The sequence below is a fragment of the Kribbella pratensis genome (assembly GCF_004365355.1).
Taxonomy (GTDB): Bacteria; Actinomycetota; Actinomycetes; order Propionibacteriales; family Kribbellaceae; genus Kribbella.
In genome coordinates, this window is the sequence record NZ_SODP01000003.1 from 338,652 (window position 1) to 354,248 (window position 15,597).

Genomic DNA, 15,597 nt, shown 5'->3' on the forward strand with positions numbered 1-15,597 from the left:
GGTTCGACTGTGCGACCGCGCACAGCCGTAGGCCTGCGTCATCCCAACCCCACCGAGTCGTGGCGAATGGTTCCAACCCCGAACATCGAGTCGTGGATCACGGCAGATTTTCTGAACCACTCTCCACGACTCGCCGGACGGGGTCGGAGCCGGTTGCCGCGACTGGGAATCTCCGGCCCGCCAACTCGCGGCTGATCACCGAAGCCAGCCGCTGCTCTAAAACTTCTTTTCTCTTCTTTCGTTTGGTCAGGCGAAGAGGTTTTCGGCGTCGACGATGGTGTAGGCATAGCCCTGCTCGGCTAGGAAGCGTTGGCGGTGGGCGGCGAATTCGGCGTCGATGGTGTCTCTGGCGACGATGGAGTAGAAGCGGGCTGTGCGGCCGTCGCCCTTGGGACGGAGGACCCGGCCCAGCCGCTGGGCCTCTTCCTGGCGGGAGCCGAAGGTGCCGGAGACCTGGATGGCGACCGACGCCTCGGGCAGGTCGATGGAGAAGTTCGCGACCTTGCTGACCACCAGCCGGGTGATCTCGCCGTGCCGGAACGCGTCGAACAGCCGCTGGCGTTCGCGGACCGTCGTCTCGCCCTTGATCACCGGGCATTCGAGGCGTTCGCCGAGCTCGTCCAGCTGGTCGATGTACTGACCGATGACGAGCAGCGGTTCACCCGCGTGATGGTCGGCGATCTGTCGTACCAGCCGCGACTTCGCCGGTGTGGACGCGGCCAGGCGGTACCGGTCCTCGGGCTCGGCGGTCGCGTACACGAACCGCTCGGTCTGCTCGAGATCCACCCGTACTTCGATGCAGTCGGCCGGCGCGATCCAGCCCTGCGCCTCGATATCCTTCCACGGAGCGTCGTATCGCTTCGGGCCGATCAGCGAGAACACGTCGCCCTCGCGGCCGTCCTCGCGGACCAGCGTCGCGGTCAGACCGATCCGGCGCCGGGTCTGCAGGTCGGCGGTCATCCGGAAGATCGGCGCGGGTAGCAGGTGCACCTCGTCGTACACGATCAGGCCCCAGTCGCGGGCGTCGAACAGCTCCAGGTGCGTGTAGACGCCCTTCCGGCGCGTCGTCATCACCTGGTACGTCGCGATCGTGACCGGGCGGATCTCCTTGCGCGCACCGGAGTACTCGCCGATCTCCTCCTCGGTCAGGCTGGTCCGCCGGAGCAGCTCGTCCTTCCACTGCCGTGCGGACACGGTGTTCGTGACGAGGATCAGCGTGGTCGCGGACGCCTGTGCCATCGCAGCAGCGCCGACGATCGTCTTGCCGGCTCCACAGGGCAGTACGACGACACCGGAGCCGCCGTGCCAGAACGAGTCGACCGCCTGCTGCTGGTACGGACGCATCTCCCAGCCGTCGAGCGCCAGCTCGATCTTGTGTGCCTCGCCGTCGACGTACCCTGCCAGGTCCTCGGCCGGCCAGCCGAGCTTCAGCAGGGTCTGCTTGAGGTGACCGCGCTCGGACGGGTGCACCAGAACGGTGTCGTCGTCGATGCGCGCGCCCAGCATCGGCTTGACCTTGTTGCTGCGCAGCACCTCCTCCAGCACCGGCCGGTCGGTCGTCACCAGCACCAGTCCGTGCTGCGGGTGCTTCTCCAGCCGCAGACGTCCGTACCGGTCCAGGGTCTCGGCGATGTCGACCAGCAGCGAGTGGGGGACCGGGTAGCGGCTGTAGCGCAGCAGTACGTCGATCACCTGCTCCGCGTCGTGCCCCGCGGCCCGCGCGTTCCACAACCCCAGCGGCGTCAGCCGATAGGTGTGCACATGCTCCGGCGCCCGCTCCAGCTCGGAGAACGGCGCAATAGCCTTCCGACACTCGTTGGCGTCCGCATGTGCGGTCTCCAACAACAACGTCTTGTCCGACTGCACGATCAGTGGACCGTCTGTCACCCGTTGCTCCTCAATCTCGCCCCGACCCTCCATTGTGCCCGAGCGGTCAATTCACAGCCCCGCGGTCACAACCTCGAGCTGCTTCTCAAGACTCCAGCTCGCTTCGAGCACCACCGCACTGCCCTCCGCCGGCGGCTGAAACCGGCGCTGCACGCGCTGCAGCACCTCATCGGAGAGGACGTGTCGATCCGGCCCCGCGACAGCCGCACCGCGCCGCGCATCGAGCAACTCCTGGTCAGCGGCGAGGTACACAACCTGACAACGCATCCCCCGCGCCCCCGCGAAGTCCCGCCACCGCTGCCGATCCCGCTCCGTCGGATTGACCCAACTGAGCACGACAACCTCCGCGCTGCTCTCCGCGATCCGCACCTCCGCCCGCCGAATCGTCTCCCCCCACTCCGCCACCGGCACACCATCCTCGATCCGGAACCCCCGCTCCCGATTAATGCGATCCAACTCGACCACGTCGGCGCCCACCCCTTCGAGCCCCCGCCCCAGGGTGGTCTTCCCGCAGTACGGCAACCCAGTCAGAACAATCAGCAAAGGACTGTCTGTCACCCGCAGCTCCTCGGTCTCGCCCCGACCTTCGATTGTGCCCGAGCACGCCACGAACAACCCGACCGCTGTAGATCCGGGGGCCGAGGTGCTGGCTGCGGGAGCTGCTCGAGCTCTGGCAGAGTGCCGAGCCCGCTGACTACGAGGCCTGGCAGGCAGCGGCAGCTGACTTGCTGACCCGGTTGGGCTGACTACTCCACTGCCCTCGCCGCGGAGATGCGGTGGAGGGCGTAGGTGCGGGGGGTGTTGGTGGTGTCGTCGTAGGCGGTTAGCCAGCCGTCGGCGACGCGGACGGGTTCGACGATGCGTTCGGACGAGGTGCCGTTGTGGTCGACGTACGCGATCCAGGTGCGGCTATGGGACTCCGCGGCGTTGGTGAGTACGGCGATTGTCTCGGCGGGGGCCGCTGGTTCGACCAGGCCCTGGTCGCCGGGGCGTTCGGCGGCGATGCGGTCGCCGGCGCGAACCTTCTCGATGACGGCCTTCACCTGGTCGTCGGTCAGGTCGAACGCGCTCTCGTTGAAGTCCCTGCTGGTACGGCGACGTGGAGCCTCACCGCGTCGCGGCGTACCCGTCACATGCAGCGCTCCGTCGAACGTCTCCGCCAGCGGCGCCAACCCGGCGTCACGCAGTCGGCTCAGCACCATGTCCGGCGGGGACGGCGACACGACCACGGTCGGCGCCAGCCGACGGAAGCGGACACCAGGCAGGTTCGAGTTGATCAGCTGGGTCAGCACGGTCTCGTCGTCACACCGCAGGTACGTCGACGCGGTGCCAATTCGCAGTACACCGTGGCGTCGCGCAACGTCGTCGATGAGGTACGTGAGGGGCTGCGGCACCGGAGTACGCGAATGCTCGGCCAGCCAGGCGTGCAACTGCTCCGCAGTACGTCCGAGGTCGAAGGCACGCCGCACCGAACTCTCACTGAACCGGTAGACACCCGCTCCGCCATCGGACTCGACATCTGCCATTGCGGACAGCTCGTCCTGCACAACGCGTACCAGCGGACCAGGAGCGATTGCGGTGAGGTCTGCCTGCAGCAGCACCTCCGACACCGGCTCCGGCATCAGCGGACTGATCGCCTCGGCCAACTCGTCAGCCGTCGGCTCAGCACCGAGGAGCGGTTGCGCATGACTCGCCAACGCACCCAGACCGGTCAGTCCGAGCAGGGCTGCTTCAGACACGCTCCACTCGACCAGGTCGTCGCGGAACTGCCCGCCACGCCGAGGCCGATGCCACGCGACCCAAGTGACCACAGTCTCCGGAGCAGGCGCAGTGCCAGCACCGGCTCCGGCCAACGCCTGCAACGCGAGTACGCGGATCTCGGGCGCAAGCAACCGCTCCAGATCCGGAGCCAGTGCGTTGATCAGCCGCTCTCGTGCAGCCGCCGTACCAGCGCCACTGTCCCGTCGTCCGATCAGTCCGATCGCTCTGAGTCCGGAGAACCAGGCAATGACGAGCTGGGCCCACCGATGTGCCAGATCGAGCTCCAGCCAGTCGTCGTACGCACCGGTGGGCAACCACAGCTCGCTGGTGCCAACCTCGACCGCTGCAAGGAGCCCAGCGGCGTACGCGATCTCCAGAACCGCTGCGGTGTTGTGCTCCTCCGCACCGATCTTCCCGGCCACGTTGCGCAGCTCACGGACCCCGATGCCACCAGTCCGCAGTACGGGTGGCGGCTCGGTCCCCAGCTGCTCCAACGCTCGGTCAACCAACCGCACGAGGTCGAGCGCGGCGCCAGCGGCAGCCCGGTCGGCGATCGTGGCGGACACCTTCTTGCCGTCCAGCGGAGGCGGCACCGGCCTGGTCGACGCCAGCACGCGTCCACCGCGCAGATGCAGCCCGATCTGCCGCGGGAGGACGACCGTGTTCGCGTCCTTCGGTACGACGAGACCGCGCGCCAGCAACCGCTCTACCGGGGTACGGGCCGATGCGATCGTTACCGGACGCTCGGCCTTCTCCACCGAGCCGGTCGGCGGACCCCAGGTCAGCTTGTCGAGTACGGCCCGCGCATCCGGACCGGCCTCGTCGATCAGCTTGTCCAGATCGCCGAAGTGCCGTGTGGTGATCGGGCCCAGTCCGGCGGGCGTCGGACCGAGTAGCTCGTGCACCGCACGGATCGGCCGCAGGTCGTCCTCGGTGCCCCAGACCAGGGCGAGGTCCAGCAGTTCGGCCACTCGCGGCCGGACTACCTCCACCGGCTGGCCCACACCCCGCGCCAGCGCCTCCAGGTCGACCGGCTCGGGCAGTGCGGACAGCGACTCCAGCAGGTCCACACCGAACTCGTCCAGGCGGTTGACCGCCCGCGCAGCCGACGCATTGCTCGTCGCCCGCGCCGCCAACTGGCCGGTGTCCGCAGGAATCGGCAGCGCCAGATCGGGCCGCCGTCGCAGCAGCTCACCGAGCCCGGCGTCGTCCCAGGTCCGTAGCGCCTCAGCGAGGGTACGGGGGCGGGTCGGCTCGGTAGTGCTCATCCCTACAACGGTACGGCCCCGCTGGTCTCCACCCCAAGGTCGGTCAGGATCTGGCCCACGGTTTTGTCGAGTGCGCTGTCCGGACCGATCACTGTCTGCTCGACACCGTCCAGCAGGTCCCGCTCGCGATACCACTCCCGCATGTCCTCAACACCGAACTCCCGAGCCAGCTCCCGCGTCGCATGCCGGACGGCAGTCTCCTCGAACGGTATGTCGAAGTAGTAGTGCAACGTGATGCCGAGGTGATCGGCCGTGAGCCGGCGGAGCATGTCGCCGTACCGGCCGGCATGCATGATGCCTTCGAGCACGACGTCGTACCCGTGGTCCAGCGCGTAGCGCGCGTTCAGGTCGATCAGTCCGATGTTCACGCCGCCGGGGAGGTCATGCTCGCGGAGCAGGATGCGGCGGAGGTGGTCCTGTTCGATCCAGGCTGTGCCGCGGCCGAGGCGTTCGCGGAGGGCCTTGGCCGTGGTGGATTTGCCGGAGCCCGAGTTTCCGCGCAGTACGACGAGGCGCGAGGTCGAGCTGCCGGTCACTCGGCTGCCCCAGCGCTCCCGATCCGGTGGAAGCCGACCCGCTCGTAGACGGCTGCAACGGCGTCGGACTCGGCCGAGAGCAGCACGAGGTCCACTCCGTTGGAGAAGGCGTGCTCGACCAGCTTCGACGTCACAGCCGCACCCAGACCGCGGCGGCGTGCCGATGGGAGCGTGCCGACGCCGACGATCTCAGTGGTGGAGTCGACCGGCTGATGCGTTCCGCTGGCCACCATGCCATCGTCGGTGAACGCTCCGGCGCTGACTGCGACCCCTCGGAGCGCCCGGTCCCGGAGCGTCGCCACCATCTTGTCCGACGTCTCCGCGGCCGCCACGTCCCGCTCAGCCGGACCGGCCATGCCGACCGCGGTACCCGGCTCGCTGAACGCCAGGTTGGCGACCGCACGACACTGCCGGACCACGTCCTCGTCCGCGGACAGAATCTCCACGCGAGCATCCGCTACGACAGGCCGGAAGTCGTCGCGCTCCAGGACCAGCAACGGATGCTCGACCACAGTCAGGCCCGCAGCAGCCGCAGCCGGTCCCAGCGACGGACAGGTGTCCACGACCCACTCGAAGCTCAGCGGGAGCTCCAGCTCGGCGCAGCGTTCCCGCACGAGCTCGACGTCGTCCGGCTTGATCGTGACGCCCGAGCCCGGCACAGGACGGGCGTAGTACGGCCACACCGTCGTACTGCGGAACAGGGTGAACGGTCCGACCTGTTCGGCGACTGCACCGGACAGCGGGACGCTGTGAAGGTAGGTGTCGACTCTGGTGATCATCGCCAGGCAGTGAATCACCCAGACCGGTCAACCGCCAGTGGATATGTCGAAAGCTGCACAGCGGCTCCGACGTCACATCCGTCGACACCACATTGGAGGACAGACATGGAGACAGCGACGTCTACGGACGGTACGGCGATCGCCTACGACCGGCTGGGCAGGGGGCACCCCTTGGTCCTGGTCGGGGGAGCGTTGTGCGACCGCCAGTCACTCCGGCCGCTGGCCGACGTACTGGCAAGCGACTTCGAGGTGGTGACCTACGACCGCCGCGGCCGCGGTGACTCCGGCGACGGTACGCCGTACGCGGTCGAGCGCGAGGTGGACGACATCGCCGCACTGGTGACGGCCCTCGGTGGTACGGCGGCCATCTACGGCCACTCGTCGGGTGCGGGACTCGCAGCGATCGCGGCGAGCACCAGGCTGCCGTTCACCCACGTCATGCTGCACGAGCCGCCGTACGGGCCGGATGACGTGGATCCGTCGGACGACGGCGAGCAGGTGCTCGAACTGATCCGCGAGGGGCAGAACCGGGAGGCGGTCGAGCTGTTCCTGATGATGACGGGCATGCCGAAGCAGGAGGCGCTCGAGTACGCCCCGAGCCTGGCGAGCCGCGCGCCGACGCTCGCCTACGACTTCGCAGTGATGGGACACGGCCTGACCGACACCGGTATTCCGGTCGAGCTGCTGCGCGCGATCAAGCCGGAGACGCTCGTGCTCGCCGGGACCGCGTCAGCGCCGTTCATGGTCGACGCGGCGCACCGAATCGTGACGATCCTGCCCGCGGCTGAACTCGTCGAGCTCGCGGGCCACCACCACGTCGTACCCCCGGAGCTGCTCGCTCCGGTGCTCACCGACTTCGTCAGTCGGCGATGATCTCGATCGACACCTTGTCGGGGTAGAAGGCGACGTGCTCGCGGATGTCCGCGACCGCGTCGTACGGCTGCTCGTAGGTCCAGACCGCGTTCACCCCGTCCGCCCCGGCGGGGAGAACGCTGTAATACGCCGCGTCGCCCTTGTACGGGCAGTACGACTCGTGGTCGGTCCGCTCGAGCTGGGTGAGGTCGACGTCCTTCCGCGGGATGTACTGCACCGCGGGGTAGTTGGCCTCCTGCAGCGACAGGGCGTCGCGCGTGTCAGCGATCACCTGGTCGCCGACCTTCACGACCACACGGTCCGGATTCTTCCCGACGGTGATCGGGTGGTCCGGCCCAGGAATCTTCACAGTCTTGTCCGCCATACCCGCTCACAACCCCGCCCGCCCCGGGGTCATTCCCAGGTAGATCATGTTCAGCGTGGAGCTACGGCAGATCCAGTACTTCGTAACCGTCGCCGAGGTGCTGAACTTCGGCCGCGCCGCCGAACAGCTCGGCATCGGCCAGCCCGGCGTGAGCCAGCAGATCGCCCGACTGGAACGCGAGCTCGACGTACTCCTCTTCGACCGATCCGCCCGCGCCATCCGCCTCACCGAAGCCGGCCAACGCTTCCTCCCTGCTGCCCGCGCCGTCCTCGCCTCGGTGGAGTCCGCTCGCGCCGCGGCAATCGGTGAGGCCAGAACGCTCCGCCTGGGAACCAGCACAGGCCTGGGAGAACGCCTCGAGACCGTGGTCGCGGAGCTCTCGTCCCAGGACCTGCATGTAGATCTCGTCAGTACCTCGACCCGCGCGAGACTCGACCGAGTCCGCAGCGGCCAACTCGACGCGGCTTTCGTCCGCGGCCTCGACGAAGCAGCCGGTCTGGAATTCGTCCCGGTCTGGGAAGACGATCTGCTGATCTCCCTGCCGGCCACGGTCGCTGAGGGGCCCGAGGTGGAGCTGAAAGACCTCCGGGACCTCCCACTCCGCATCACCCAGCGCCGTACCAATCCACCGCTGGTCGACCTGGTCATGTCGGCCTGCGCCGCCGCTGGCTTCGAGCCCGTCCTCGGCCCCCGCTCCAGCAGCCTCCAGGACACTCACGCCGCCATCGGCGCAGGCAGCCCCAGCTGGACGGTGATCTACGAATCGCACGCCCGGCTGCTCCGCGAAGGACGTGTCGTGTTCCGTCGACCAAGACCGCGGCTCGCGTTGACAACGAGCCTCGCGGTCCCAGCCGGCACCACGGTCGGCGGCGACCTCGCCGTACTGCTCGAAGCCTGCCGGAAGGCGTCCGATCAGTTCGAGTGATGACTGCAGATCGGATGTGCGTCTCGTTCCCGGCAGCGATGACGGCTGGGATGGGCTCAGAACCCCACAGAGAAAGGGAATCAGATGCCCATCGTCACCGTGCTGCAAGGCCCGCGGACCCCGGAGCTCAAGCGCGAACTCGTCCAGAAGGTCACCGACGCGTTCGTCGACAGCCTCGGCGTCCCGGCCGAGAGCGTCCAGGTCTGGATCCAGGAGACGCCGCCGGACAGCTGGGCCATCGGCGGCACGCTCACGGCTGACAAATAACGAACGTCCCGCCGGCGGCTTCCGCGAGCTCGGCGCCGAGGGCCTGGGCCGGCGTGTACGCACCGGCCCGGCCCTCGCCACGCGCCAGCCGTACTGCGGTCTCCGCGGCAGCGCTCGACGTGAAGTCCATGGCGTCCCCGGCCCGCAGCCATCCCTCCCGCGTAGTGCCGTCCGCCCACGTCACGACCGCATGACCCCACGAGTGTTCCCGCGGGCGAGGCGCCGGCTTCGCCTCGATCGCCGCCATCCGGCGTACGGCGAAGCGTCGTAGCGCCGGGATCCGCAGCAAGGACCCGGCCAACGGCAGCACCGCCCGGACGACCCGTGCCGTCGGCATCAAACCGGATGTCGCCACGACGTCGGGGGCACCGCTCGAGAGGTGGGCCGCGAGCAGTTCACCAGTGGGAGCGCCGGCGGACTTCGCGGTCTGGCCGTCCGGCAGCGCGTGCTCTCGCGGATCGGCGGCGAGTCGTGTCGGGATCATCTGCCCGTTCTCGAACCGAAGTCCTCCGCTTGTCAGACCAGACACGATCGACTGTGCCAGGGCCTCGCCCAACCGCCCGCCCTCGATCGCCACCGAGGGCAGCGCATCCACCCGCACCTGGCTCGGGGTCGGCCGGGCGGCGCTGAGGTATGCGACCACCGCCTCGGTCCCCAGCACGCCGAACCCCGCGCCGGTCACGAACGTGCTGCCCGCCGCGACCGCTTCCTCGTGCAGCGCCAGCAGCCGCGGCATCGCGACCAGATCGTTGGCCAGGTCAACGTAATGCCCGCCGGGCAGGCAGGCACGGGCGATCGGTACGGCGGTCTCGGCGTACCCGCCGATGGTGTTGACGACCACCGTCGGCCGGTACTTCGCGATCGCCCCGGGCAGGTCGCCGGTCACGAGCACGTCGTCGAGCCCCAGGTCGGCAGCGGTCTTGCCGAGTCGGTCCGCGTTCCGCCCGACCAGCACCGGCGTACCGCCGCGGGCGGCGACGCGGGTGGCGATCTCGCGGCCGGTCCGGCCGGTCGCGCCAAGAATCCAGATGGTCATCAGCTCTCCAGTGATGTCTCAGGGTGTCATCATTGACCGTAGCACGGTTGATGACACTGTGGGACGTCACGCTAGGCTCGGGTCCATGGCGCGATGGGATCCCGGTGCGGAGGAGCGGCTCCGCAAGGCCGCGCTGGAGCTGTACGCGGCGCACGGGTACGACGCTGTCACCGTGAACCAGATCGCCGAGCACGCCGGCCTGACCCGGCGCTCGTACTTCCGCTACTTCCCGGACAAGCGCGAGGTCCTGTTCGCCGGCTCGGAACGGCTGGCCCCGGCCGTCGTCGAGGCGATCCGGTCCGTGGACCCGGAGGTCGCCCCGTGGCCGGCCGTGCTCCAGGCCGCCGAGGTGATCGGTGCGCAGTTGGCCGAGATCGCCGAGAACTCCGACGTACGGCGTGCCGTCATCGCCGCCAGTCCGGAGCTGCAGGAGCGCGAGCGGACCAAGCTGGCGGCGCTCACTGACGCGCTGCGCGCTGGCCTCGAGGAGCGCGGGTTGTCGGCCGAGGACGCGACTCTGGTCGCACAGGTCGGTTCAGCGGTGTTCCAGAACGCCTTCAACCGTTGGATCGACGGCGGCGGGCAGCGGACCTTCCGGTCCTGCCTGGACGCCGTGGTCGGGTCACTCCGCGGTGAGGTCTTCCAGCTCGACGACTAGGCATGGTCCGCCGTCGAACGCGCCGCCGTCGATGCCGAGCACCAGACCGTCGGCGTACAGGAGCGGCTCGGTCAGGTACTGCGGGTCGATGCCGAGCTGGTCCGCCACGATGCTGTGGCCGTGAACGATCCGCTGACCGCCGAGGTGTTGCAGCATGATGCGGGCGATGTCCGGCCCGCCGGCACCGCGGAACGCGTACCGAGACGTCATCCGGCGCCAGATCTCCCACCACACCTCGATGTCGTCGGAGTGCAGCTCAGTGCTGGCCGCGGCGTTGATGGCGTCGAGCGAATCGCCCCACTCGACGTACTCCGAGGTGTCGGAATGCATCAGCAGATGGCCCACGTCCAGGGCCAGCATCGGCCGGTCGAGCAGCCAGGCGGTTTCGTCGTCGGTGAGCAGTTCCTGGTCGCGGTCCTGCCCGCCGTTCAGGGCCCAGGATCGCTCGAAGCTGCGCAGGGTGAGTCCGTCGTGCGGGACGAACGTGTCGCCGAACTTGCGCATCCCGAGCGCGAGGATCTCGTGGTTGCCGAGCAGCATCTGGATCGCGCCGTCCGGCGCCTGCTCGATCAGCTCGCGGACGTACCGCAGTACGCCGATGCCGTCCGGGCCGCGGTCGAAGAAGTCACCGAGGAACCACAGCCGGGCATCCTCGCCGGCCCAGTTGCCGTCGGCATCGGTGAGGCCGGCGTCGTGCAGGGCGGCGGTCAGTTTCTCCAGGTGGCCGTGGATGTCACTCACGGCGAACACCCGGGTCACGTCATCCCCGAATGGTCAGCACGATCAGTAGGACGTTGAGGGCCGTGACGGCGGTCGCTACCAGGCATGCCGCGAGAGTAGTCGCCCAGCGGTTGACAAGGTTACCCATGACGCGCCGGGATGCGGTCAATCTCACCAACGGCCACAGCGCGCACGGGATGCCGAAGCTCAGGACCACCTGGGAAACAACCAGTGCCCGGCTCGGGTCGATGCCGATCGCGAGGACCAGCAGGGCCGGGACCAGCGTGATCAGGCGGCGGGCCGCCAGCGGGACGCGCCGCTGCCAGAAGCCGTCGAGAATCACGGATCCGGCGTACGTCCCGACCGAGGATGACGCGAATCCACTGGCCAGCAGGGCGAGTGCGAACAGCAGTGCAGGCAGCTGGCCGAGGCGGTCGCCGATCGCGATATGGGCCGCATCGAGCGAGTCGGCGCCGGTGCCCTTCAGCGCGGCCGCGGCCAGGACGACCATCGCCAGGTTGACCGCGCCGGCCAACGCCATCGCGATCGCGACGTCCACGCGGGTGGCACGCAGTACCCGGGATTTGCCTTCCTGGGAGCGGATGCTCTTCCAATGGCGGTCGGTGACCAGGGCGCCGTGCAACCAGATCGCGTGCGGCATCACGGTCGCGCCGAGCATGCCGGCCGCGAGCACGAGCGACTGCGTCCCGTCCAGGCGGGGCACGAGGCCGCCGACCACGGCGGTCGCGGACGGGTCCGACTTGGCCGTCGACACGACGAAGCCGATCAGTACGACGGCGAGCAGGCCGATGATCGCTGCCTCGAACGGGCGTTGACCGCGTTTCGACTGGTAGATCAGCAAGGCGAAGGAGACTGCGCCGGTGATCGCACCGCCGAGCAGCAGGGGAATCCCGAAGAGCAGGTTGAGCGCGATCGCACCGCCGACGACCTCGGCCAGGTCGGTCGCGATGGCGACCACCTCGGCCTGCGCCCACAGCCCGGTCGAGGTCGACCGCCGGAAGTGGTCACGGCACAGCTGCGGCAGGGTCCGCCCGGTCGCGATGCTCGCCTTGGCCGCGAGATATTGCACCAGAACGGCCATCAGGTTGGCGCCGACGACGACCCAGCAGAGCAGGTAACCGTACGTAGCGCCGGCCGCGATGTTGGTCGCGAAGTTGCCGGGGTCGACGTACGCAACGGCCGCAACGAAGGCCGGCCCGAGCAGTAACAGCCCGGACCGACTCAGTTGCCGCCGAAGCGGCGCCGGTGCGTACATGAGAGAAGTCTCTACGAAGCCACCGACAACGCAACACCTGTTCTGCTTTTGAGACGCGCCTTACGCCCAGGCGAAGTGCACTTCCAGTGTGACCTCGACGCTGCTGTCCCCTGGAACGACGTTGATCGCGGAGTCGAAGGCGGCCTTGCTGGCGCTATACGCCCGGTGGATCGGGAACTGGTTCTGGTTCTCCGAGATCGCGGAGACCGAGCCGAGCGAGAAGCCGGCCAGTCCGGCCAGGTGCTCGGCCTTCGCGCGCGCCTGCTGGAAAGCGAGTTCCCTCGCCTGCGTCAGGAGCTCGGACTTGTCCTCGATGTCGAACTGCATTCCGTTCAGAGTCAGATTGTTGCCCGCAGCATCAACTGCCGCGTTCAGCAGCGCCCCGAACCGACTCAGGTCCTTCGACTCGACCTGGATCGTGTGCGACGCCTGATACCCGACGTCAGTGCCAGGCTCCCGGTAATGCTGGAACACGTTGACCGCACTCGTCCCCAGCTGCGACTCCTCGATCCCGTGCGCACGCAGGGCCGCGATCACCGTGTCCGTCCTGTCGCCGACGCGGGCGACCGCCGACGCGACATCCGGCGCAAAATGCTCAACCCCGAACGTAACCCGCAAGACATCCGGCGCCCCACTAACCCGCCCCGACCCGACAACCGTCACCCCTGTATCCATAACCGCCAGTCTGGCATTACCTAGAAGTCATTCGGGCGCGGCTAACCGGAGGCGACAGTCTGGGCTGTCTCGAACAATCGAGCGGCCCAGTCGATGCTCTTGGCGGCGTCCGCGGCAGACACCGAGGCGGCCTGGCACTGCGACTTGGACTTGAGCCTCAACAACCGGGACAGCGTCGTACTGCTGTCCCGGCCGGCCGATCCGGCGCCCTTCAATTCCGCGATCGCCTCGGCGTGGTTGTCAGACTTCTTGGTCCGGCCGGTGAGGGCGAGACAAATGGCGTCCTTGGAGTTGATGCCTGAGGTGACGGCGTTGGATGCTGCCGCGTTGTAGAGCTGGAGGTCGTACGTCAGATCGGCGGCTTCGAGGAACTCGCGAGCCTTTGCCAAATGCGCTCGGGCTTCGTCGAGTGCGGTCACTAGCCGGCCTTTCGGTTGAGGGTTTGTTGTGGTGTGCGGCCTGCGATGGGAAGTGCGTCACGGCGTAGCTCGGTCACGATGCGCTCGCCGTGGCTGATGAGGTCGCGGATCTCTTGGGCGCTGTACTCAACGACTTCACATGAGTTGCCGGACCACAGACTTGCGTGCGCTGACAGGGTTTCGACTTGCTCGAGCCAGCCCGGCTCCGAGTCGTCGACGTCATCCGGCCGGACGATCAGCAGATCGAGGTCGCTGTCGGCATCCCCCTGTCCACGAGCCGTCGATCCGAACAGCCAGATCGCCTTCGCTGGTATCGTCCACGACTCGGCTTCGGCCTTGATCCGTTCGAGCAGTACGTCGCGGAGTCGCGCGAGCTGGTCGATTGCCGCAGCGGCCACGTGATCCCGGTTGAGCGTGTAGAGCCGAGCACGACCAGCCGGCTCGGCGATCACAACACCGTTGCTCACAAGGTCATCCAGTACCTTCTGCACCCCGCTCGGACTTGCCGGCGAATGCAGTAGCGCGGCGACGGAGCGCCCGGTCAAGGCACGATCGGTCCGCGCGAGGACGCCGAGGACCCGGCCGTGCAGCCCGGGAACGACACTGGACATCGGCTCTGAGAACCGCATGGACACCCCACCTCCAGTGCCCACTATATCAGGCATATGCCCACTTTTTAGAGCATAGTCAGCTCGCTCGGGGGATGATGCGGGCGGGGATGTTGTGGAGGTGGCAGAGGGAGAGTAGGGCTGTGCCGTCTATTAGTTGGAGGGGTTTGCCGTTGGCGAATTGGTAGCTGGTGGGGCCGAAGCCGGAGGTGGTGATGAGGATGCCTTTGGTGGCGCCGGCGTCTATTACGGTGCCGAAGAGGTCGCGGACGGCGGACGGGGGGACGGTGCGGGTCCAGAGCTTCGCCTGTACGACGAATTTGCCGCCGGTGATCGGCCTCGGGTCGTACGCGACGCAGTCGATGCCTCCGTCCGTGCCGCGGCGGAACAGGCGGGTCTCCAGGCCCATGCGGGTGAGCAGGTTGTGCACCAGGTGCTCGAAGGACTCCGGGGTCAGGTCCAGCAAGTTGGGGCGGGCGTCGATCTCGCTGATCACGTCGACTGCCTCGATGGTGCGTGGATCGGCCAGGTCGAACTCCAGCACCGGCTCCACTGGCTGCAGCTCCTCCGGGTGTCGTGACACCTCCGCAGCGAAGTAGTGCCGGACGCAGGCCACCGGATCGAGCTGGTCGAGCACCAGCGCCTCGAACTGCTCCCGCGTTGCGCGCAAGGTGATAAGGCACGGCCGCACGGTCTGCCCGGTGGTGGGGTCTACCGACTCCACCATCCCGTTGAACACGACGGTGTCGACCACGCCGTACCTGTCACTGCCGAAAACGAGGTGCAGAGCCCGCAACGCCAACTGCGCCACCAGCTGCTGATACAGCCGCCGTAGCTCGACAGGATCGCGCGGTACGGCGAGCACCGCGTCGACAGCACGGTCATAGCGGTACGACGCCTCGGCCGGCACCACGCTGACGTCGGGGAGGTCCCACTCCACCGCCAGCAGCGTCGACTCGGGCACGTACCCGACCTTGCGCCGGCGCGGGAAGTCCAGCGGTTCCGGCACGCGGTCCAGCGCCTTGGTGAAGTAGCGCGTCACTGCCGCGCGGCCGCGGTTCTGCACTGCGCGCTCGTACGCGTCGATCCGTGCATGCTGTTCCGCGGTCGCCTCGTCGAGCCGGCGCTGGTGCTCGACCTGCTCCCGCAGCGCCTTGGCGACCCGCTCGCGACGGGTCTCCTCGGCGGCCCGGTGCCGTTCGATCGCCTCCGCGAACCGGTCCTCCGCGTCGGCGAGTCGCCGCGCGAACCGGCGCTGGGCGCCCCACCAGCGAAAGGGCGGGTGGGGCACGAACGCATCCCAGACAGGTCCGGGATGCGCTTCGAGATCGGCCGGCGACACGGTCGGTGGAGCCCGGCGGGGAGCACGTTTGAGGGTCTGCAGATCGGTGCCGTTGACATCGACAGCCAGCGCGTCGGCCAGGACGTTGCCCAGGAGCTGGACGCGTTCCTGTACCGCAGCGGTACGTTGGGCCGCCTCGGCGGTTCGCCCGGGCGGACGGTCGCTGCGGGCGTGACCTTCCATCGATCGGCCCATCGCCTCAC

General features: G+C 68.2%; 17 protein-coding genes. 4 read left to right on the forward strand and 13 right to left on the reverse strand.

What is annotated here, in order from left to right; genetic code table 11:
- Window positions 1–246 precede the first annotated feature (246 nt).
- The 5 genes from EV653_RS29375 to EV653_RS29395 form a co-directional block, all read right to left on the reverse strand.
- Window positions 247–1,920: a DNA repair helicase XPB gene (locus EV653_RS29375; RefSeq protein WP_370358832.1), complete on the reverse strand. Its 1,674-nt coding sequence runs from the start codon at window positions 1,918–1,920 to the stop codon at window positions 247–249.
- An 18-nt stretch (window positions 1,921–1,938) separates the two neighbouring features.
- Window positions 1,939–2,445, reverse strand: a complete 507-nt coding sequence (locus tag EV653_RS29380; protein WP_166679614.1) for an AAA family ATPase — start codon at window positions 2,443–2,445, stop codon at window positions 1,939–1,941.
- Between the two features lie 188 nt (window positions 2,446–2,633).
- Window positions 2,634–4,916: a helicase-associated domain-containing protein gene (locus tag EV653_RS29385; protein ID WP_134107484.1), complete on the reverse strand. Its 2,283-nt coding sequence runs from the start codon at window positions 4,914–4,916 to the stop codon at window positions 2,634–2,636.
- A gap of 2 nt (window positions 4,917–4,918) precedes the next feature.
- The gene (locus tag EV653_RS29390) at window positions 4,919–5,452 is read right to left on the reverse strand and encodes a kinase (RefSeq protein WP_134107487.1); all 534 of its coding nucleotides are present in this window, start codon (window positions 5,450–5,452) and stop codon (window positions 4,919–4,921) included.
- Window positions 5,449–6,231 carry a GNAT family N-acetyltransferase gene (locus EV653_RS29395; RefSeq protein ID WP_134107489.1) on the reverse strand — a complete coding sequence of 261 codons (783 nt, stop codon included), beginning with the start codon at window positions 6,229–6,231 and terminating at the stop codon, window positions 5,449–5,451. The genes EV653_RS29390 and EV653_RS29395 overlap by 4 nt, the downstream gene beginning before the upstream one ends.
- A 105-nt stretch (window positions 6,232–6,336) precedes the next feature.
- On the opposite strand from EV653_RS29395, the gene EV653_RS29400 reads away from it, so the two are divergent.
- Complete coding sequence (locus EV653_RS29400) at window positions 6,337–7,104, forward strand: alpha/beta fold hydrolase (RefSeq protein WP_166679615.1); 768 nt, start codon at window positions 6,337–6,339, stop codon at window positions 7,102–7,104.
- On the opposite strand, the gene EV653_RS29405 is transcribed toward EV653_RS29400, so the two are convergent.
- The gene (locus EV653_RS29405; RefSeq protein ID WP_134107493.1) at window positions 7,091–7,468 is read right to left on the reverse strand and encodes a DUF427 domain-containing protein; all 378 of its coding nucleotides are present in this window, start codon (window positions 7,466–7,468) and stop codon (window positions 7,091–7,093) included. The two genes, EV653_RS29400 and EV653_RS29405, sit on opposite strands and share 14 nt — an antisense overlap.
- 55 nt (window positions 7,469–7,523) lie before the next feature.
- On the opposite strand from EV653_RS29405, the gene EV653_RS29410 reads away from it, so the two are divergent.
- Entirely contained in the window at window positions 7,524–8,393 is an 870-nt protein-coding gene (locus EV653_RS29410) for a LysR family transcriptional regulator (protein WP_134107495.1), read from the forward strand.
- Window positions 8,394–8,438: 45 nt separating this feature from the next.
- A complete protein-coding gene (dmpI, locus tag EV653_RS29415) occupies window positions 8,439–8,660 on the forward strand; it encodes a 4-oxalocrotonate tautomerase DmpI (RefSeq protein WP_255511216.1) in 222 nt (73 codons plus the stop codon).
- Here the strand turns inward: dmpI and EV653_RS29420 are convergent.
- Window positions 8,644–9,696, reverse strand: coding sequence for a saccharopine dehydrogenase NADP-binding domain-containing protein (locus tag EV653_RS29420; protein WP_134107499.1), 1,053 nt, complete (start codon window positions 9,694–9,696; stop codon window positions 8,644–8,646). The two genes, dmpI and EV653_RS29420, sit on opposite strands and share 17 nt — an antisense overlap.
- A gap of 85 nt (window positions 9,697–9,781) precedes the next feature.
- Between EV653_RS29420 and EV653_RS29425 the strand changes: the two genes are divergently transcribed.
- Entirely contained in the window at window positions 9,782–10,354 is a 573-nt protein-coding gene (locus tag EV653_RS29425) for a TetR/AcrR family transcriptional regulator (RefSeq protein ID WP_134107501.1), read from the forward strand.
- On the opposite strand, the gene EV653_RS29430 is transcribed toward EV653_RS29425, so the two are convergent.
- The 6 genes from EV653_RS29430 to EV653_RS29455 are packed head-to-tail and all read right to left on the reverse strand — an operon-like array spanning window position 10,319 to window position 15,589.
- The gene (locus EV653_RS29430; RefSeq protein WP_238160521.1) at window positions 10,319–11,095 is read right to left on the reverse strand and encodes a metallophosphoesterase; all 777 of its coding nucleotides are present in this window, start codon (window positions 11,093–11,095) and stop codon (window positions 10,319–10,321) included. The genes EV653_RS29425 and EV653_RS29430 overlap by 36 nt on opposite strands.
- Before the next feature lie 19 nt (window positions 11,096–11,114).
- Window positions 11,115–12,350, reverse strand: a complete 1,236-nt coding sequence (locus EV653_RS29435; protein WP_134107505.1) for an Nramp family divalent metal transporter — start codon at window positions 12,348–12,350, stop codon at window positions 11,115–11,117.
- 60 nt (window positions 12,351–12,410) lie between these two features.
- Window positions 12,411–13,025, reverse strand: a complete 615-nt coding sequence (locus tag EV653_RS29440) for an SIMPL domain-containing protein (RefSeq protein WP_134107507.1) — start codon at window positions 13,023–13,025, stop codon at window positions 12,411–12,413.
- A 41-nt stretch (window positions 13,026–13,066) separates the two neighbouring features.
- A complete protein-coding gene (locus tag EV653_RS29445; protein ID WP_134107509.1) occupies window positions 13,067–13,444 on the reverse strand; it encodes a HEPN domain-containing protein in 378 nt (125 codons plus the stop codon).
- Window positions 13,444–14,073 carry a nucleotidyltransferase domain-containing protein gene (locus EV653_RS29450; RefSeq protein WP_166679616.1) on the reverse strand — a complete coding sequence of 210 codons (630 nt, stop codon included), beginning with the start codon at window positions 14,071–14,073 and terminating at the stop codon, window positions 13,444–13,446. The genes EV653_RS29445 and EV653_RS29450 overlap by 1 nt, the downstream gene beginning before the upstream one ends.
- A 58-nt stretch (window positions 14,074–14,131) precedes the next feature.
- A complete protein-coding gene (locus EV653_RS29455; RefSeq protein ID WP_134107513.1) occupies window positions 14,132–15,589 on the reverse strand; it encodes a restriction endonuclease in 1,458 nt (485 codons plus the stop codon).
- Window positions 15,590–15,597 lie beyond the last annotated feature (8 nt).

What these genes read in the sequence shown, in the direction of transcription:
- EV653_RS29395 (WP_134107489.1), bottom strand. Translation starts at nt 6,231, where the DNA reads ATGATCACCAGAGTCGACACCTACCTTCACAGCGTCCCGCTGTCCGGT.
- EV653_RS29455 (WP_134107513.1), bottom strand. Translation starts at nt 15,589, where the DNA reads ATGGGCCGATCGATGGAAGGTCACGCCCGCAGCGACCGTCCGCCCGGG.
- EV653_RS29405 (WP_134107493.1), bottom strand. Translation starts at nt 7,468, where the DNA reads ATGGCGGACAAGACTGTGAAGATTCCTGGGCCGGACCACCCGATCACC.
- EV653_RS29400 (WP_166679615.1), top strand. Translation starts at nt 6,337, where the DNA reads ATGGAGACAGCGACGTCTACGGACGGTACGGCGATCGCCTACGACCGG.
- EV653_RS29440 (WP_134107507.1), bottom strand. Translation starts at nt 13,025, where the DNA reads ATGGATACAGGGGTGACGGTTGTCGGGTCGGGGCGGGTTAGTGGGGCG.
- EV653_RS29435 (WP_134107505.1), bottom strand. Translation starts at nt 12,350, where the DNA reads ATGTACGCACCGGCGCCGCTTCGGCGGCAACTGAGTCGGTCCGGGCTG.
- EV653_RS29375 (WP_370358832.1), bottom strand. Translation starts at nt 1,920, where the DNA reads ATGGAGGGTCGGGGCGAGATTGAGGAGCAACGGGTGACAGACGGTCCA.
- EV653_RS29420 (WP_134107499.1), bottom strand. Translation starts at nt 9,696, where the DNA reads ATGACCATCTGGATTCTTGGCGCGACCGGCCGGACCGGCCGCGAGATC.
- EV653_RS29450 (WP_166679616.1), bottom strand. Translation starts at nt 14,073, where the DNA reads ATGCGGTTCTCAGAGCCGATGTCCAGTGTCGTTCCCGGGCTGCACGGC.
- EV653_RS29425 (WP_134107501.1), top strand. Translation starts at nt 9,782, where the DNA reads ATGGCGCGATGGGATCCCGGTGCGGAGGAGCGGCTCCGCAAGGCCGCG.
- EV653_RS29385 (WP_134107484.1), bottom strand. Translation starts at nt 4,916, where the DNA reads ATGAGCACTACCGAGCCGACCCGCCCCCGTACCCTCGCTGAGGCGCTA.